Origin of the sequence: Qipengyuania gaetbuli, from assembly GCF_009827315.1 — a bacterium.
Classification (GTDB): Bacteria; Pseudomonadota; Alphaproteobacteria; order Sphingomonadales; family Sphingomonadaceae; genus Qipengyuania; species Qipengyuania gaetbuli.
Genome location: NZ_WTYF01000004.1, coordinates 496,672 through 513,882, shown reverse-complemented (window position 1 = coordinate 513,882; position 17,211 = coordinate 496,672). Strand labels below are relative to the sequence as shown.

The window sequence follows — 17,211 nt, the reverse complement described above, 5'->3', positions numbered from 1 at the left end:
TCGCAAGTAGGAGGCGGTCATTCCCATACCGAAGATAATTGCGGCCGCGACTGCCAGACCGGGGTCAAATCCCTTTCCGCTGTAGAGATTGTAAGCGGAGGTCAGTGCCGCGAAGACGACTCCCGAGATTACACCCGCGTATATCGCTGGCTTCCTTGCCGTAGTCACATTTCCACTCCCAGCCGCTCGGCGACGGTGAATATGTCCTTGTCTCCCCGACCGCAGAGGTTGGCGAGGATCACGCTGTCCTTCGGCATTTCCTTCGCGCGCTTGGCGACCGCCGCGATGGCGTGGCTGGGTTCGAGCGCGGGAATGATGCCTTCCGTGCGGCAGAGCAGCTGGAACGCGTCGAGCGCCTCATCGTCGGTTATGGCGGTGTATTCCACGCGGCCCATGTCCTTGAGCCACGCATGTTCCGGCCCGATGCCCGGATAATCCAGCCCTGCGCTGATCGAGTGGCCTTCGGTAATCTGGCCGTCATCGTCCTGCAGTAGGTAGGTCTTGTTGCCGTGAAGCACGCCGGGAAAGCCGCCGAGCAGGCTGGCCGCGTGCTGGTCGCCGTCGAGGCCGTAGCCCGCCGCTTCCACGCCCAGCATCTTCACGTCCGGATCGTCGAGGAATGGGTGGAACAGGCCAAGCGCATTCGAACCGCCGCCGATCGCTGCCACCAGAAGGTCGGGCAGGCGGCCGATGCGGTCGAGCATCTGCGCGCGTGCTTCCTTGCCGATCACGCTCTGGAAGTCGCGGACGAGCTCGGGATAGGGGTGCGGGCCGGCGGCGGTCCCGATGATGTAGAAGGTGTCGTGGACGTTCGCGACCCAGTCGCGCAGCCCTTCGTTCATCGCATCCTTCAGCGTCCCCCGGCCGCTGGTGACGGGCACGACTTCTGCGCCCAGCAGCTTCATGCGGAAGACGTTGGGCGACTGCCGCCGCACGTCCTCTGCGCCCATGTAGACCACGCAGGGCAGGCCGAAGCGCGCGCAGACCGTGGCTGTCGCTACGCCGTGCTGGCCGGCGCCGGTTTCCGCGATGATGCGCGTCTTGCCCATGCGGATCGCGAGCAGGATCTGCCCGATGCAATTGTTGATCTTGTGCGCGCCCGTGTGGTTCAGCTCGTCGCGCTTGAACCAGACCTGCGCGCCGCCGAGCGCCTCTGTCAGCCGCTCTGCGAAATAGAGCGGGGAAGGGCGGCCCACGTAATGTTCGAGCAAATCGTCGAATTGGCGCTGGAATTCCGGATCGGCCTGCGCCGCCCGGTATTCGCGTTCGAGATCGAGGACGAGCGGCATCAGCGTTTCGGCGACATAGCGGCCGCCATAATCGCCGAAATGGCCGCGCTCGTCCGGCATGTTGCGGAAGGTATTTGCCTGGCTAACCATGCGGCCTCCATGACGATGCAAAAGGGCTATGTCGAGAGAGGGTTTGGTTTGCCCTCGACAAGCGCGTCTGGCTTCGCCATGCGCCGCCCCCATGGACACGACCAAGCCCGTTGAAATCACGCTGCCCGAAGACTGCACCGACATGCGCGAAGTGCGCGCAGGGGTAGACAGCACGGACCGCGAACTGATGGCCCTGCTCGACCGGCGGTTCGGCTACATGCGTGCAGCTGCGCGCATCAAGCAGGACCGTAATGTCGTGCGGGACGAGGCGCGCAAGGCGGAAGTGATCGCCAACGCCCGCCTTGATGCGGAAAAGCGCGACCTTCCCGCCGGAAAGATCGCGCAGATATGGGAAGAGCTGGTCGAAACCTCGATTGCCTACGAACTCGAGGAATGGGACCGCCTGCGCAGCTGAAGCCCAGGCCGCCTCCTCAGCGCTTGGCGTCGCGGATACCGTCCTGGGTCGCGCGGCGTTCGGCTTCCCATTCGGCTTCGGTCAGGCAGACTTTTTCCGAGAAGCGCGTGCCCATGTTGCCGACGTTCTTGCAGATCTTCTTCTGCTTCTTCTTCTCGGCCTTTGCGGCATCCTGCTTGGCTTCGGTCGTCGCGTGATCGCCGTGGTGCGAGTGATCCTGCGCGGCCAGCGGGGCCGAAAGCGCGAGGACGGAAAGTGCAGTCAGGGCGATACGCATGGGGAAGTCCTTAAAATACAGGGGATTCGTGTGGGGATAGCGATGGCGCCGGTTTTCCCGCAAACGTTCAGTCTTTCTTCGAACGGCGTTCCAGGCTCGACAAAACGCCGCGCAGCGTGCGCACCTCTAGGTGGTTCCAGCCCGGCTTGGTCAGCACGCCGCGAAGCGTGCGCCGCGTGGCGTCGGCGCGCGTCGCTGGGAGGAAGTAGCCCTTGGGCTCCAGCATGCCTTCGAGATGGCCGATCAGTCCTTCGAGCTCGTCCTGCGGGGCGGGGGGCAGGAGGTCTTCCTGCGTCGGCTGCACGAGGTTTTCGTGTTTCGACCACTCGTAGGCGCACAGGATCACCGCCTGCGCGAGATTGAGCGAGCCGAAGTCCGGATTGATCGGCACCGTCAGGATAGCGCGGGCAAGGGCCACGTCCTCGGTTGCCAGCCCAGAGCGTTCGGGGCCGAACAGGATCGCGCTGCGCCCAACTGCCCCGGCCATTTCGCGGGCAGCCTCTTCGGGGGTGTAGACCGGCTTCGTCACGCCGCGCTTGCGGACCGTCGTCGCATAGACATGCCCGCAATCGGCCACGGCTTCGGCCGTCGAGGCGAACACTTCCGCCATGTCGAGCACCACATCTGCGCCAGCTGCTGCCGGGCCTGCCGAAGGGTTGGGCCAGCCGTCGCGCGGTTCTACGAGGCGTAGTTCCACCAACCCGAAATTCAGCATGGCGCGGGCCGCCTTGCCGATATTCTCGCCCAGTTGCGGCCGAACGAGGACGATTACCGGCTTGTGCTGGTCAGCCTCGCTCATTGGCGGCGGCTTCCTGCACGGTGCTGGCGAATTCCTCGAAATCGCGGGCTTCGTTGAAATCGCGATAGACCGAGGCGAAACGGATATAGGCAACGCTGTCGAGCTGGCGCAGGCCGTCCATCACCATTTCGCCGATGCGCTGCGATGCAACTTCGGCCTCTCCGGCAGTTTCCACCTGGCGCTGGATGCCCGACACAAGCCGGTCGATCCGGTCCGCGGAAACGTCGCGCTTGCGGCAGGCGAGCGAAATGGACTGTTCCAGTTTGCTCCGGTCGAAAGCTTCGCGCCGGTCGCCGGATTTGACCACCGTGACTTCGCGCAGCTGGACGCGTTCGAACGTCGTGAAGCGTGCGCCGCAGCTCGAACACTGGCGGCGGCGCCGGATCGAGGTGGAATCCTCGGTCGGACGACTATCCTTTACCTGGCTGTCGTCATTGGCACAAAATGGACAGCGCATTTACGGCCTTAGTCGTTTGTAGAGAGCTATGCCGGCTCCGGCCACGAGGCCGATGGGCCAGGTCACCACGGGAAGGATTCCGCCGGCTACCGCGCCGATGGCCGCGCCGACGAGGACCGGCTTGGTCGACGGATGGTCGAGCCCCTGCTTGGCCATGCTCTTCACCTCTTCCGTGGCGTCGGGGATGAGGTCGTGATCCTGGTGTCCGGGTTCGCGGTCTTCCATCGGATGTCTCCTTAGCGCCCCGGATAGACCGGGAAGGCGGCGCAGAGTTCGGCGACCTTGCCGCGAACCTGCTCTTCCACCTGACCGTCACCTTCGGGGCCATTGCGGGAGAGGCCTTCTACCACTTCGCAGATGAGCTTGCCTACCTGCTCGAACTCGGCCGGCCCGAAGCCGCGCGTGGTGCCCGCAGGCGTGCCGAGGCGGATGCCGCTGGTCACGAAGGGGCTGCGCGTGTCGTAGGGGATGCCGTTCTTGTTGCAGGTCAGCCATGCCCGGTCGAGCCCGGCTTCGGCCGCCTTGCCCGTCACGTCCTTGGCGGTGAGGTCGACCAACATCGAATGGTTGTCCGTGCCGCCGGACACGACGCGCAGGCCGTTTGCCTCGATGCTCTTGGCCAGCGCGCGGGCGTTTTCGACCACGCGGTGCGCGTAATCCTTGAAGTCCGGACGAAGCGCTTCGCCGAATGCTACCGCCTTGGCCGCGACGACGTGCATGAGCGGGCCGCCCTGCATGCCGGGAAAGACAGCCATGTTGATCGGCTTGGTCAGTTCATCGTGATCCCACAGGATCACGCCTGAGCGCGGACCGCGCAGCGACTTGTGGGTCGTCGTGGTGACAACATGGGCATGCGGGAAGGGCGAGGGGTGGGCACCGCCAGCCACGAGGCCGGAGATGTGGCTCATGTCGACCATGAGATAGGCGCCGACCTCGTCAGCGACCTTGCGGAACGCGGCCCAGTCCCAGACGCGTGAATAGGCAGTGCCGCCCGCGATGATCAGCTTGGGCTTGTGCTCCTTCGCCGTGGCCATGACCTCGTCCATGTCGATCAGTTCGTCGTCCTTGCGAACGCCGTAGCTGACCGGGTTGAACCACTTGCCGCTCATGTTGACGGGCGAGCCATGGGTGAGGTGTCCGCCGGAATTGAGGTCGAGGCCCATGAAAGTGTCGCCCGGCTGCAGCAGCGCAAGGAACACGGCCTGGTTCATCTGGCTGCCCGAATTGGGCTGCACATTGGCAAACTCGCATCCAAACAATTGCTTGGCGCGCTCAATTGCCAGCGTTTCGACCACGTCGGCATAGTCGCAGCCGCCGTAATAGCGCTTGCCCGGATAGCCTTCGGCATACTTGTTGGTGAAGACCGAACCGGTCGCCTCCAGCACTGCGGAGGACGCGATGTTCTCGGACGCGATCAGCTCGATCTTGTCCTGCTGGCGCTTGAGTTCCTTGCGGATAGCCTCGTGGATTTCCGGATCGGCTTGGGCCAGCGTGTCGTGCCAGAAACGGTCCATCGGGTCGCGCGAGGTATCTTTTGCCTGGGTAGCCATGTCAGAATTCCGGGTTGGAGAGCTTGTCGACGCGGCGCTGGTGGCGGCCGCCTGCGAAGTCGGTTTCGAGGAAAGCGGTAAGGCACGCCTTGGCCATGTCGCTGCCGGTCAGACGCGCGCCCATGGCGATGCAATTGGCGTCGTTGTGCTCGCGGGCAAGGCTTGCCGAAAGCGGTTCCGAGACGAGGGCACAGCGGACGGCGGGATTGCGGTTGACCGAGATCGAGATGCCGATACCCGACCCGCACAGCGCCACGCCGCGCTCGGCGGTCCCGTCAGCCACCACGCCGGCGAGGCGATAGCCGAAATCGGGGTAATCGACGCTTTCGGTGGTGTCAGGACCGAGGTCGGCGACCTCGTGACCCTGTTCGATAAGCCAGTCGCGCAGTTCGGCCTTCAGGTCGATGGCGGCATGGTCGGAAGCAATGGCGATACGCATGGGGCGGCCATACGCACTTACGGAATGGCAATCCACCGTCTTGTGCCGTCATCCACGGCTGATCCTGCCCCTTGTCAGGCGAGGCGTTCCAGCGTGTCCCTGATTTGCTGGATCGAATAGGGCTTGGTGATCGTCGGTACGTCCATGAATTCGTCCGGATGGGCGCTTTCGCCGTAGCCGGTGGCGAAAATGAAGCGGATGCCGCGGCCCTTTAGCGCCTCGGCGAAACCGTAGCTCTTTTCCCCGCGCACGTTTACGTCGAGTATCGCGCAATCGAACGTACTGCCGGCCAAGTGGTCTTCCGCTTCGTCCAGCGCCGTGGCGAGAGAAACCTGTGCGCCTTCATCGAGCAACATGTCTTCGAGGCCGAAAGCGATGATCGGTTCGTCTTCCAGTATCAAAAGCCGGGCACCGTCGAGTTTCACAGTTTCGTCTCCAAGCGGCAATGCAGGCCGTCTTCGTGGTAGGTGAGGTCGGCGCAGTCGCCGCGATTGCCGAAGGCGCGGGAGATGAGTCGGGACCCGAAGCCGCGCCGGGTCGGGGCATCGATGGCAGGCCCGCCGCTTTCGCGCCAGTCGAAGATCAGGCGTGATCCGTCTTCCTCTGAGCGGCGGTCCCAGGTGATGTTGATGCAGCCCTTGTCGTCCGACAGAGCTCCGTACTTAAGGGCGTTGGTGGCCAGTTCATGGACTACCATGGCCAGGGCGACTGCAGATTGCGGGTCGAGCGTGACCTTGGGTCCGGTCAGCGAATACCGTTCCGACTGGGTTCCGGCGGTGGCCTCCAGCGAACGGCGGACGATCTTCTCGACGTCGGCTTTCTTCCAGTTGAACTCGGTGAGCAGATTGTGCGCGCTGGCGAGCGCAGCAAGGCGCGCGGCGAAGACATCGAGGCCATGGTCGCCCTGGTCCGTCTTGAACGACTGCTGGGCGAGGCCCTGCACGATGGCGAGCGTATTCTTCACGCGGTGATTGAGTTCGTTGATCAGCAGTTTCTGCCGCTCTTCCGCCTCCACCTCTTCGCTGACGTCGTATCCCTGGATCAGGATGCCAGTCACCTCGCCCGATTTTTCGCTGATGGGCTGGAAGATGAATTCGAGGTGTGATTCCTCCGCCTTGCCCGTTTCCGGGTCGACGAGGGTCACCAGTTCTCGATTGCCGAAATAGGGTTTGCCGGTGGCGCGGACCTCGTCGAGGATGCGCAGGAAGCCCTGTTCCACGACTTCGGGCAGGGCTTCTGCGATAGTGCGCCCGATCAGCTTGCGACCGCCGAGAAGGCGACGGTATGCAGCGTTTGCGAGCACGAAATTATGTTCGGGGCCTGACAGGACCGCGACAAATCCCGGGGCCTGCTCCAGCAGCATCCGCGCGCGTTCCAGCTCTTCCGAAGCGGTCCGGTAGCGCTCCTCGACCTTCTTCGCCCGTTCGACGACGCCGGCCTCGTCGATGGTCCGGCGCAGGGTCTCCAGTTCGGTAATGTTGACCGTATGCTGGAGAATGTATCGGACCTGTCCGTCGTCACCTTTTAGCGGCGTGTGGGTCGCGCTCCAGAAATGCGTGTCGAAACTGCCGTCGGGATTGGCGATATCGTAGCGGATATGCGCGATTTCGTCGGGTTCTCCGGTCCGGAGTACGCGTTCGAGGGATTCCGACAACTGGCGGTAGCTTTCGCCTTCGCTCGGGAATGCCTCGAATATGTTGCGACCCTCGATCGAATCCCGATCCCGCATGGTGACGCGCAGGTAGGCGTCGTTCATCCAGGCGATTTCGAGGTCGCGGTTCAACAGGACATAGGGGTTGGGCGAGCTGGCGAGGAGCTCCCGGAAGTCGATTTCTGATACGTGTTGCGGTATGCGCTTACCCCCGAAGGCGTTCCGGATCGTGCGTCCGGCGTATCGACCTCTTACCGCACGCAATCGTCACGGAAGCGCGTGGTTCCCGCAAAAACGGGAATGTTTTCGAGTGATTGGTCCAGGGGCGCCGACAGTCGGGGCTTATCAGTGAGATAGCCCCGACCGGACTGGAAATTACTGGTCGAGGAAGCTGCGCATCTTGCGGCTGCGGCTCGGGTGCTTGAGCTTGCGCAGTGCCTTCGCTTCGATCTGGCGGATACGCTCGCGCGTCACCGAGAACTGCTGGCCCACTTCCTCCAGCGTGTGATCGGTGTTCATGCCGATGCCGAAGCGCATGCGCAGCACGCGTTCTTCACGCGGCGTAAGCGAGGCAAGGACGCGGGTGACCGTTTCCTTGAGGTTCGCCTGGATTGCCGCGTCCACCGGGATGATCGCGTTCTTGTCCTCGATGAAATCGCCGAGGTGCGAATCTTCCTCGTCGCCGATCGGCGTTTCGAGGCTGATCGGTTCCTTGGCGATCTTCATCACCTTGCGCACCTTTTCGAGCGGCATGGAGAGCTTCTCCGCCATCTCTTCGGGCGTCGGTTCGCGGCCCTGGTCGTGCAGGAACTGGCGCGAACAGCGGACCAGCTTGTTGATCGTCTCGATCATGTGGACCGGGATACGGATCGTGCGGGCCTGGTCGGCGATCGAGCGGGTGATCGCCTGCCTGATCCACCACGTCGCATAGGTGCTGAACTTGTAGCCGCGGCGGTATTCGAACTTGTCGACCGCCTTCATCAGGCCGATGTTCCCTTCCTGGATCAGGTCGAGGAACTGCAGGCCGCGGTTGGTATACTTCTTCGCGATCGAGATCACGAGGCGCAGGTTCGCCTCGACCATTTCCTTCTTGGCGATACGCGCTTCACGCTCGCCCTTCTGGACCATGTTTACGATGCGGCGGAATTCGGGCAGCGCCATGCCGGTCTGGCTGGCGATGTCGGTGATCTCGGCGCGGATGCGGTCGATCGCGTCGGCTTCCTTCTCGGCGAAGGCGGCCCACTTCTTGTCCTTCTTGACCTTCTCTTCCATCCACGTGTCGTCGAGCTCGTTGCCGATATAGGCATCGAGGAAGTCCGAACGCTTGACCTTGTGGCGTTCCGCAAGGCGCAGCATCTGGCCGCCGAGGGCGGTCAGGCGGCGGTTGAAGGCATAGAGATTGTCGACCAGGAATTCGATCTTGGTCGCGTGGAACTGGACGCTCTCCACCTCGGCGGTGAGCTGTTCCGACAGCGCTTCGTACTTCTTTTCCTTGGCGGGCGGGAAATTTTCTCCGCGGCCCATGACCTCGACGCGTTCTGCCTGCAGCTTCTCGAACTTGCCGAAGAGATCGGTGATGCGTGCGAAACGCTCGATGGCATCCGGCTTCAGCGCGGCTTCCATCTGGGCGAGGGACATGGTGTTGTCTTCCTCGTCGTCGTCGTCGCGGCGCTTGGACGAACCTTCGCCGTCTTCGTCGTCATCGTCGCCGCTTTCGTCCTCGTCGTCATCCTCGTCGTCATCGCGGATGGTCGGGCCGGCGGTTTCTTCCGAGATCTCGCCGTCGTCGTCGTCGTCTTCGGCGTCGTCGTTCAGCTTGTCGGCCGGCGGTTCCTTGGACAGCATGGCGTCGAGATCGAGGATCTCGCGCAGCTGCATTTCCTCGTTGTTGAGGGCTTCGGACCACTGGATAATGGCGTGGAAGGTGATCGGGCTCTGGCACAGGCCCATGATCATCATATCGCGGCCCGCCTCGATACGCTTGGCAATCGCGATTTCGCCTTCGCGGCTGAGCAGTTCCACCGCGCCCATTTCGCGCAGGTACATGCGCACCGGATCGTCGGTGCGTTCGCCCGCGGCCAGCTTCTTCGGGCCGGCCGGCTTCTTGGCCGCTTCCTTCTCTTCACCGGAAGAGGGGGCAGGCGCGATTTCCTCAACCTCGTCGTCCTGTTCGGCATCTTCGTCGTTCTCGACGATCTGCACGCCCATTTCGGACAGCGCCGACTGGATGTCCTCGATCTGGTCGGAACTCATTTCGCCCTGCGGCAGCGCGTCGTTGAGTTCGTCGTAAGTGACGTAACCCTTTTTCTTCGCTTTCGAGAGCAGCTTCTTCACCGAAGCTTCGTTGAGGTCGATCAGCGGAGCGTCATCCTTGTCGCCCGACTTGGTCTTGGTGGCCATAAAGAGCAATCAGTCCGTACTATCGCCACTTGCAGGCCCGGTATCCTGCGCGGCTTCTGAATCTTTCGTAGCCGCCGAAGCGGCCTTGCGGCTTGCCATTTGCCCGAGTCGCGCCTCGAATTCCAGCTTTCGCTTCAACAGGCGCTGCTGCTCGGCGAAAGCCCCTTCGGGATCGCTCTCGAATCGTGCGGTCGCGGCAGCGAGCGCGGCTTCGAGTGCCGGCCTTTCGACCAGCAGTGACACGGCTTCGGCCAAGTCCTCGCGCGCATCACCTGGGTCGGTGCCTTCATCGAGAAAGGCGAATAATCGGGTTTCCGGTGGGGCAGGTAGGCCGTCTGGTAGCGATATGGGCGATCCGGCCAGCGAATCAAGCGTTTCGGCAGCGGCGAGCAGCGAATCTATCGCCGGTCCGACATTTCGGTCACTTTGGGCAACGCGGGCGAGGGCGGCCTCATGCCGCGCGATTTCGCCGGGATGCCGCAGCAGTCCGTGGATGACGGCGCTTGCCAGCCGGTCGCGCGAGCCACCTTCGATGGCCCGCTTGAGGCGCTGTTCCGCCTCGCGCGAAAGCTGGGGAGAAACGGCCGGGAACCCGCCCTTCTTCCATTCGCCGTGCGGCTTGAATTCGCGCTGGGGGCGCGGCGGGAAGGCGAAATCCGAAAAGCGCTGGGTCAACTCTCGCTTGTAGAGCGCCCTGATGTCGGGGTGCTGGATCGCCTCGACATGGTGCATCAGTCTTGCCTTCAGTCCGGCCTTTTCCTCGGGAGAGGTAAGCGGTGCGGCGGCTTTCTCAAATTCCCAGAGGGTGTCGAGCAGGCTGGCAGGCGCGGCAAGCAGTTCCTCGATCGCACCGACGCCGCGTTCCCGGATGAGGTCGTCGGGATCCATGCCTGCGGGCAGGCGCACGATGGACAGCGAGTGGCCGGGGCGCAGCATCGGGAGTGACCTTTCGATGGCGCGCATGGCGGCCCGCTGCCCGGCATTGTCGCCGTCGAAGCACAGAATGGGACGTTCGACCTGTCGCCAAAGCAGCTCGATCTGGTTTTCGGTCAGCGCGGTCCCGAGCGGTGCCACGGCTTCGCGGATGCCGGCATTGGCAAGTGCGATTGCGTCCATGTAGCCTTCGACGACGATCATGCGGCCCGATTGCCGCGCGGCCGGAGCGGCACGGTGGAGATTGTAGAGAGTGCGCCCCTTGTCGAAGAGCGGGGTGTCGGGCGAGTTCAGGTATTTCGGCGCGTTGGGATTGCTGTCGCCATCGAGGATGCGTCCGCCGAACGCGATAACGCGGCCGCGGGCATCGTGGATGGGGAGCATCAGGCGCCCGCGGAACCTGTCGTAAGACTCCTTGTCCTCGACCGTGATGCGCATCCCGGCCTCGATCAGCATCGGCTCTTCGAAGCGCGACAGGGCGGATTTCAGCGCCTGCCGGTCTTCCGGCGCATAGCCGAAGCCGAATTCGCGAACCGTGGCCTCCGAGAAGCCGCGACGCGAGAGGTATGAACATGCACGCGCACCGTCCGCGCCCCTGAGGTTGCCTTCGAACCATTCCTGCGCGGCAGCGGTCACGTCATGCAGGCTGGCGCGCTTTTCCGCGCGGCGGGCGGCCTGCGGGTCGGGGGCGGGCACTTCCATCCCGGCCTCGGCCGCCAGTTCCTTCACCGCATCCATGAACGGCATGCCGCGCTGGTCGGTCAGCCAGCGGATCGCATCGCCATGCGCTTCGCAGCCGAAGCAGTGGTAGAAGCCCTTCTCGTCATTGACGTAGAAGCTTGGCGTCTTCTCGTTGTGAAACGGGCAACAGGCCCTGAACTCGCGCCCCGCCTTGGTCAGCCGGACGGTGCGCCCGATTACTGCGGACAGGGTCGTCCGCATGCGCAATTCGTCCAGCCATTGGGGAGAGAGGGCCATGGCCTCTCCCTATCGGGTGAAGGGGCGGACCGCTAGTTGGCCTGCTTCGCGCTTGCCGCTTTTTTCTCGGCCGGGAAGGGGCCGCGCGCGACTGCCTGGTTACCTTCCACTTCCAGCAGGTAGGCATCGGCAGGACCGTCGGGCGCCAGCGTCGACTGCCACCAGAAGGTCAGCGTCGTGCCGGGCTTCCAGCCACTCCCGTCGACCACGCGCCAGATCAGCTGGCCGTCGTCGCTGGTGATCGAGATCGCATCCTCGCTGCCGAGCGTCGCCTGCGCCTGCGCCTTGGCATAGCCGACCGCTGCGTTGAAGCCGTGGGCCTTGGCCGTGGTGCGGAACAGGGTCGGCGGGCTTTCGACGACTTCAGGACCTTCGCTGGGAGCGGCTTCCGGCTCGTCTGAGGTCGCTTCGGCCAGCGTCACGCTGTGGACGTAGGTGTAGACGGTCCCTTCCGGCATCTTGCCCGGAATGCATTCCGTCGTGCCTTCGGGACAGGCGACGAAGCTGACCATCGTGCCGATCTGGCGATTTCCGGCACTCAGCACCGTTTCCACCTCCGGACCCTGCGGCCCAACGATTTTCGCGCCGAGCAGCGAGAGATCGAGATCGGCGCCAACGAGCGTGCGCGGCTGCGCAGGCGTCGGCGTGGGAGAAGGGGCCGGTTCCGGTTCGCTCGTCCCGCAGGCCGCCAGCGCGAATGGCGCGGCGAGGAGCGCGAGGCGTTTCACGAAAGCGCTTCCTTCACGAGGCCACTGGCCTTGGTCATGTCGAGCGTCGCGCCGTGGCGGGCCTTCAGCTCGCCCATCACGCGGCCCATGTCCTTCATGCCGTCGGCGCCGAGGTCGGCCTTGATCTGCGCAATCGCGGCGCGGGTTTCGTCCTCGCTCAGCTGCCTGGGCAGGAATTCCTCGATCACGGCCAGTTCGGCCTTTTCCTTGTCGGCCAGTTCCTGGCGGCCGCCGCCTTCGTACATCGCTATCGATTCGCGGCGCTGCTTGGCCATCTTCATCAGCACGTCGGTGACGAGGTCGTCGTCCTCCGGCTTCTTGTCCGAAGTGCGCAGCTCGATATCGCGATCCTTGATCTTCGCCCCGATCAGGCGCAGCGCGGCGGTGCGGTCCTTGTCCTTGGCCTTCATGGCGGTGACGGTTTCGGACTGGATCTTCTCGCGGAGCATGAGGCCTCTTCGCTCTAAATGTGTGGATGGTTCGGGCCCCATGTAAGGCAAGCTGCCACAAAGCCAAGTCTTGTGCTTGACGGGACTCGCTGACGTCCCTAGCGGCTGGGACTTAGCACACATCGCCGGAAACCCCTGACTCGGAGAGCCCAATGGCCCTGTCCGCATTCTCGCACGCGCAACCCAAAGGCGCGACGGGAGTCCTCGTCCTCGCGGACGGTACCTGTATCTGGGGCAAAGGCTTCGGTTCCACCGGTTCTGCGGTGGGCGAAGTCTGCTTCAACACCGCCATGACCGGCTACCAGGAGGTGATGACCGATCCCTCCTACGACAGCCAGATCGTCACTTTCACCTTCCCGCATATCGGAAATGTCGGTGCGAACGAGGAAGATCACGAGAGCCGCGGGCTCGGCGCGGTCGGCTGCATCGTGCGGCAGGAAGTGACCCCGCATTCGAATTTCCGCGCCCAGAACGAATTCGTCGACTGGATGCGCGAACACGGCAAGATCGGCCTGTCGGGTGTCGACACCCGCGCGCTGACCCGCCGCATCCGCCTGCTGGGCGCTCCCAATGCGGTCATCGCGCATAACCCGCGCGGCCAGTTCGACATGAAGGCGCTGAAGCAGCAGGCAGCCGAATGGTCGGGTCTCGAAGGGCTGGACCTCGTACCTGCCGTGACGCGCGCCGAACAGGAAGACTGGCGCGGCGGCCACTGGCAGCTGGGCTTCGGTTATACCGAGAGCAGTGCAGAGAGGCCCCATGTCGTGGCGATCGACTATGGCGCGAAAGACAATATCTTCCGCAACCTCGTGAAGGCCGGCGCGAAGGTGACCGTGGTCCCTGCGCGCACCACGCTGGAACAGGTGCTGTCGCTGAATCCCGACGGCGTGTTTCTGTCCAACGGCCCGGGCGATCCGGCGGCGACCGGCCAGTATGCCGTGCCGGTGATCAAGGGGCTGCTCGACGCGGATATCCCGCTGTTCGGCATCTGCCTCGGCCACCAGATGCTCGGCCTTGCCGCCGGAGCGAAGACCGCCAAGATGTTCCAGGGCCACCGCGGCGCCAACCACCCCGTCCAGCGTGTCGGGAGCGAGTGGGGAACAAGCGAAGGCCTCGTCGAGATCACCAGCATGAACCACGGGTTCGCGGTCGATGCCGATACGTTGCCCGACACGGTGGAGCAGACGCACGTCTCGCTGTTCGACGGCACCAATTGCGGAATCTCGATCAAGGGCAAGAAGGCCTTCGGCGTGCAATACCACCCCGAGGCAAGCCCCGGCCCGCAGGACAGTTTCTACCTCTTTGAAAAATTCGTGGGAATGCTCGCGTAATGCCCAAAAGAACCGACATCTCCTCGATCCTCGTCATTGGCGCCGGTCCGATCATTATCGGGCAGGCGTGCGAGTTCGATTATTCCGGCACGCAGGCGATCAAGGCGCTGAAGGAAGAGGGCTACCGGGTCATCCTGGTGAACTCCAACCCCGCCACGATCATGACCGACCCGGAAATGGCCGACGCCACCTATGTCGAGCCAATTACCCCGGAAATCGTCGCCAAGATTATCGAGAAGGAACGCCCCGACGCGGTGCTGCCGACGATGGGCGGGCAGACGGCCCTGAACTGCGCGCTCGACCTTGCGAACATGGGCGTGCTCGATAAGTACGGCGTCCAGATGATCGGCGCCAATGCCGACGCGATCGACAAGGCCGAGAACCGCCAGCGTTTCCGCGAAGCGATGGACAAGATCGGCCTCGAAAGCGCGCGCAGCGGAGTCGCGAACACGGTGGACCAGGCCTATGCGGTGCTGGAGCGCACCGGCTTGCCCGCAATCATCCGTCCCAGCTTCACGCTTGGCGGCACAGGCGGCGGTATCGCCTACAACAAGGCCGAGTTCGAGCGCATCGTGCGCGAAGGCCTCGACGCATCGCCGACCACCGAAGTCCTGATCGAGGAATCGCTCCTCGGCTGGAAGGAATTCGAGATGGAGGTGGTGCGCGACCGCAAGGACAACGCGATCATCATCTGCTCGATCGAGAACGTCGATCCGATGGGCGTCCACACGGGCGATTCCATCACTGTCGCGCCGGCGCTGACGCTGACCGACAAGGAGTACCAGATCATGCGCACCGCCAGCATCGAGGTGCTGCGCGAAATCGGCGTGGAAACAGGCGGTTCGAACGTACAGTTCGCAGTCAATCCGAAGGATGGCCGCCTGATCGTGATCGAGATGAACCCGCGCGTCTCGCGCTCGTCCGCGCTCGCATCGAAGGCCACCGGCTTCCCGATCGCTCGCGTCGCGGCGAAGCTGGCCGTGGGCTACACGCTCGACGAAATCCAGAACGAGATTACCGGTGCTACGCCGGCCAGTTTCGAGCCGACCATCGACTACGTGGTGACCAAGATCCCGCGCTTCGCCTTCGAAAAGTTCAAGGGTTCGAAGAACGAACTGTCCACCGCGATGAAGTCGGTGGGCGAGGTCATGGCCATCGGCCGGTGCTTCCAGGAAAGCATGCAGAAAGCTCTTCGCGGCCTTGAAACGGGCCTCGACGGGTTCAACCGTGTGCAGGAGCTCGAAGGCGTCAGCCGCGAGACGATCACCGCGGCGCTCAGCCAGCGTACGCCTGACCGCATCCTCAAGATCGCGCAGGCCTTTCGCGAGGATTTCACGGTCGAGGAAGTCGCCCAGGTCACCGGTTTCGACCCGTGGTTCCTACGCCAGATCGAAGCCATCATCTACGAAGAGAAGATGCTCGGCCACAACGGCCTGCCGCGCGATGCGGCGGAAATGCGCCGCCTGAAAGCCATGGGCTTTTCCGACAAGCGCCTCGCCACGCTGGCGGTCCGCTCGGTCGGTGTAGCGGGCGGTCTTGCCGAAACGCAGGCCAAGCGTTCGGGCCTGCTGCACGACGCGCTGCGCGCCATGGCCGGCGCGACCAGTGAACAGGAAGTGCGCAAGCTGCGCCACAAGCTGGGCGTCTATCCGGTCTTCAAGCGCATCGACAGCTGCGCCGCCGAGTTCGAGGCGATCACGCCCTACATGTATTCGACCTACGAAGCGCCCAGCTTCGGCGAGCCCGAGGACGAGGCTGATCCGTCCGACCGCAAGAAGATCGTCATCCTCGGCGGCGGCCCGAACCGCATCGGGCAGGGCATCGAGTTCGACTATTGCTGCGTCCACGCCTGCTTCGCGCTGGCCGAGGCCGGCTACGAAACGATCATGATCAACTGCAACCCGGAGACGGTTTCGACGGACTACGACACTTCGGACCGACTCTATTTCGAGCCGCTGACCGAAGAAGATGTGCTGGAAATCCTGCGCGTCGAAATGTCGAAGGGCGACCTGGTCGGCGTCATCGTCCAGTTCGGCGGGCAGACCCCGCTCAAGCTTGCAGCTGCGCTGGAGCGCGAAGGCATCCCGATCCTCGGCACTTCGCCCGATGCGATCGACCTTGCCGAAGACCGCGAACGCTTTGCCAAGCTGGTTAACAAGCTCGACCTCAAGCAGCCGGAAAACGGCATCGCCAAAAGCCGTGACGAGGCAGCAGCCGTTGCTGCGCGGATCGGCTATCCGGTGCTGCTGCGCCCTAGCTACGTGTTGGGCGGGCGTGCGATGGAGATCGTCGACAGCCTGGCGCAGCTCGACGACTACATCAACACCGCGGTGAACGTGTCGGGCGACAGCCCGGTGCTGGTCGACCAGTACCTGCGCGACGCGGTCGAGTGCGACGTCGACGTCATCTCCGATGGCGAGGAAGTCCGCATCGCCGGTGTCATGCAACACATCGAGGAAGCCGGCGTCCACTCGGGCGACAGCGCCTGCACCCTGCCGCCCTACAGCCTGCCGCAGGACATCATCGACGAGATGGAACGCCAGGCGACCGAGCTTGCCCGTGCGCTCGACGTGCGCGGCCTGATGAACGTGCAGTTCGCGGTGAAGGAGGGTGAGGTCTACCTGATCGAGGTCAACCCGCGTGCCAGCCGCACCGTGCCCTTCGTGGCCAAGGCCATCGGGCGACCCGTCGCCAAGATCGCAGCGCGCGTCATGGCGGGTGAAAAGCTCTCGCACTTCGAGCCGTTCAACCTGAAGCCGAACCACATGGCGGTGAAGGAAGCCGTGTTCCCGTTCAGTCGCTTCCCCGGCTCTGACCCCGTGCTTTCGCCCGAAATGAAGAGCACCGGCGAAGTCATGGGTATCGACCGCGATTTCCCCGCCGCTTTCCTCAAGTCGCAGCTGGGTGCGGGAATGAAGCTGCCGCAGGGCGGTACGCTGTTCGTGTCGGTCAAGGACAGCGACAAGGAAGTGATCCTGCCTGCAGTCGAAACACTGCTGGCCAAGGGCTTCCGCGTCATCGCCACCGGCGGCACGCAGCGCTTCCTGTCAGGCAAGGGCTTGGCGGTCGAACTGGTCAACAAGGTTGCCGAAGGTCGCCCGCACATCGTCGATGCCATCATCGACGGCGAAGTGCACCTGATCTTCAACACGACCGAGGGCTGGCAGTCGCTGCTTGACAGCCAGTCGATCCGTGTGGCCGCCCTCGAAAAGAAGCTGCCGTACTACACGACTGCTGCCGCCAGCCTCGCTGCCGCACGCGCGATTGCCGAGGTTTCTACCGAGCAGCTTGAAGTGCGTTCATTGCAAGACTATTATAGCTGACCAGAACACACGGCGTATCTCCCACACATCCGAGCGACCGAGGCTCCGCTAACCTTGCGGACCGGGCTCGAATTGTCCCGGGAGATTGCGCGAGCAGGAAGG

16 protein-coding genes are annotated in these 17,211 nt (G+C 63.7%); 3 read left to right on the top strand and 13 right to left on the bottom strand.

The window, feature by feature from the left end:
* Positions 1–164: 164 nt before the first annotated feature.
* The gene (trpB, locus tag GRI42_RS04820; protein WP_160607208.1) at positions 165–1,379 is read right to left on the bottom strand and encodes a tryptophan synthase subunit beta; all 1,215 of its coding nucleotides are present in this window, start codon (positions 1,377–1,379) and stop codon (positions 165–167) included.
* Between the two features lie 91 nt (positions 1,380–1,470).
* Between trpB and GRI42_RS04815 the strand changes: the two genes are divergently transcribed.
* Positions 1,471–1,794 (top strand): chorismate mutase, encoded by a 324-nt coding sequence (locus tag GRI42_RS04815; protein WP_160607207.1) that lies wholly within the window; start codon positions 1,471–1,473, stop codon positions 1,792–1,794.
* 16 nt (positions 1,795–1,810) lie between these two features.
* Here the strand turns inward: GRI42_RS04815 and GRI42_RS04810 are convergent, their stop codons facing one another.
* The 12 genes from GRI42_RS04810 to GRI42_RS04755 all read right to left on the bottom strand — a co-directional run bounded on the left by GRI42_RS04810 (position 1,811) and on the right by GRI42_RS04755 (position 12,455).
* Complete coding sequence (locus GRI42_RS04810) at positions 1,811–2,071, bottom strand: hypothetical protein (RefSeq protein WP_160607206.1); 261 nt, start codon at positions 2,069–2,071, stop codon at positions 1,811–1,813.
* Between the two features lie 67 nt (positions 2,072–2,138).
* Positions 2,139–2,870 carry an RNA methyltransferase gene (locus GRI42_RS04805; protein ID WP_160607205.1) on the bottom strand — a complete coding sequence of 244 codons (732 nt, stop codon included), beginning with the start codon at positions 2,868–2,870 and terminating at the stop codon, positions 2,139–2,141.
* Positions 2,857–3,327: a transcriptional regulator NrdR gene (gene nrdR / locus GRI42_RS04800; protein WP_160607204.1), complete on the bottom strand. Its 471-nt coding sequence runs from the start codon at positions 3,325–3,327 to the stop codon at positions 2,857–2,859. The genes GRI42_RS04805 and nrdR overlap by 14 nt, the downstream gene beginning before the upstream one ends.
* Positions 3,328–3,552: a hypothetical protein gene (locus GRI42_RS04795; protein WP_160607203.1), complete on the bottom strand. Its 225-nt coding sequence runs from the start codon at positions 3,550–3,552 to the stop codon at positions 3,328–3,330.
* 11 nt (positions 3,553–3,563) lie between these two features.
* Positions 3,564–4,877 carry a serine hydroxymethyltransferase gene (gene glyA, locus GRI42_RS04790; protein ID WP_160607202.1) on the bottom strand — a complete coding sequence of 438 codons (1,314 nt, stop codon included), beginning with the start codon at positions 4,875–4,877 and terminating at the stop codon, positions 3,564–3,566.
* Position 4,878: 1 nt separating this feature from the next.
* The gene (rpiB, locus tag GRI42_RS04785) at positions 4,879–5,316 is read right to left on the bottom strand and encodes a ribose 5-phosphate isomerase B (protein WP_160607201.1); all 438 of its coding nucleotides are present in this window, start codon (positions 5,314–5,316) and stop codon (positions 4,879–4,881) included.
* Between the two features lie 74 nt (positions 5,317–5,390).
* Positions 5,391–5,741 carry a response regulator gene (locus GRI42_RS04780; protein WP_160607200.1) on the bottom strand — a complete coding sequence of 117 codons (351 nt, stop codon included), beginning with the start codon at positions 5,739–5,741 and terminating at the stop codon, positions 5,391–5,393.
* Entirely contained in the window at positions 5,738–7,147 is a 1,410-nt protein-coding gene (locus GRI42_RS04775) for a sensor histidine kinase (RefSeq protein ID WP_407692163.1), read from the bottom strand. Before GRI42_RS04775 ends, GRI42_RS04780 begins: the two co-directional genes overlap by 4 nt.
* 195 nt (positions 7,148–7,342) lie before the next feature.
* Positions 7,343–9,367: an RNA polymerase sigma factor RpoD gene (rpoD, locus tag GRI42_RS04770; RefSeq protein ID WP_160607199.1), complete on the bottom strand. Its 2,025-nt coding sequence runs from the start codon at positions 9,365–9,367 to the stop codon at positions 7,343–7,345.
* Positions 9,368–9,376: 9 nt separating this feature from the next.
* Positions 9,377–11,278, bottom strand: coding sequence for a DNA primase (gene dnaG / locus GRI42_RS04765; RefSeq protein ID WP_160607198.1), 1,902 nt, complete (start codon positions 11,276–11,278; stop codon positions 9,377–9,379).
* 32 nt (positions 11,279–11,310) lie between these two features.
* Positions 11,311–12,006 carry a hypothetical protein gene (locus tag GRI42_RS04760; protein WP_160607197.1) on the bottom strand — a complete coding sequence of 232 codons (696 nt, stop codon included), beginning with the start codon at positions 12,004–12,006 and terminating at the stop codon, positions 11,311–11,313.
* On the bottom strand, positions 12,003–12,455 hold the full coding sequence (locus GRI42_RS04755) for a GatB/YqeY domain-containing protein (RefSeq protein WP_160607196.1): 453 nt from the start codon (positions 12,453–12,455) through the stop codon (positions 12,003–12,005). The genes GRI42_RS04760 and GRI42_RS04755 overlap by 4 nt, the downstream gene beginning before the upstream one ends.
* A gap of 152 nt (positions 12,456–12,607) precedes the next feature.
* Between GRI42_RS04755 and carA the strand changes: the two genes are divergently transcribed.
* Positions 12,608–13,786: a glutamine-hydrolyzing carbamoyl-phosphate synthase small subunit gene (carA, locus tag GRI42_RS04750; RefSeq protein WP_160607195.1), complete on the top strand. Its 1,179-nt coding sequence runs from the start codon at positions 12,608–12,610 to the stop codon at positions 13,784–13,786.
* Positions 13,786–17,109 (top strand): carbamoyl-phosphate synthase large subunit, encoded by a 3,324-nt coding sequence (gene carB, locus GRI42_RS04745; protein WP_160607194.1) that lies wholly within the window; start codon positions 13,786–13,788, stop codon positions 17,107–17,109. The genes carA and carB overlap by 1 nt, the downstream gene beginning before the upstream one ends.
* The last annotated feature ends 102 nt before the right edge of the window (positions 17,110–17,211 follow it).

Bases quoted from the DNA above. Each gene is read 5' to 3' on its own strand.
- trpB (WP_160607208.1), bottom strand. From the start codon at position 1,379: ATGGTTAGCCAGGCAAATACCTTCCGCAACATGCCGGACGAGCGCGGC.
- GRI42_RS04815 (WP_160607207.1), top strand. From the start codon at position 1,471: ATGGACACGACCAAGCCCGTTGAAATCACGCTGCCCGAAGACTGCACC.
- GRI42_RS04810 (WP_160607206.1), bottom strand. From the start codon at position 2,071: ATGCGTATCGCCCTGACTGCACTTTCCGTCCTCGCGCTTTCGGCCCCG.
- GRI42_RS04805 (WP_160607205.1), bottom strand. From the start codon at position 2,870: ATGAGCGAGGCTGACCAGCACAAGCCGGTAATCGTCCTCGTTCGGCCG.
- nrdR (WP_160607204.1), bottom strand. From the start codon at position 3,327: ATGCGCTGTCCATTTTGTGCCAATGACGACAGCCAGGTAAAGGATAGT.
- GRI42_RS04795 (WP_160607203.1), bottom strand. From the start codon at position 3,552: ATGGAAGACCGCGAACCCGGACACCAGGATCACGACCTCATCCCCGAC.
- glyA (WP_160607202.1), bottom strand. From the start codon at position 4,877: ATGGCTACCCAGGCAAAAGATACCTCGCGCGACCCGATGGACCGTTTC.
- rpiB (WP_160607201.1), bottom strand. From the start codon at position 5,316: ATGCGTATCGCCATTGCTTCCGACCATGCCGCCATCGACCTGAAGGCC.
- rpoD (WP_160607199.1), bottom strand. From the start codon at position 9,367: ATGGCCACCAAGACCAAGTCGGGCGACAAGGATGACGCTCCGCTGATC.
- dnaG (WP_160607198.1), bottom strand. From the start codon at position 11,278: ATGGCCCTCTCTCCCCAATGGCTGGACGAATTGCGCATGCGGACGACC.
- GRI42_RS04755 (WP_160607196.1), bottom strand. From the start codon at position 12,455: ATGCTCCGCGAGAAGATCCAGTCCGAAACCGTCACCGCCATGAAGGCC.
- carA (WP_160607195.1), top strand. From the start codon at position 12,608: ATGGCCCTGTCCGCATTCTCGCACGCGCAACCCAAAGGCGCGACGGGA.
- carB (WP_160607194.1), top strand. From the start codon at position 13,786: ATGCCCAAAAGAACCGACATCTCCTCGATCCTCGTCATTGGCGCCGGT.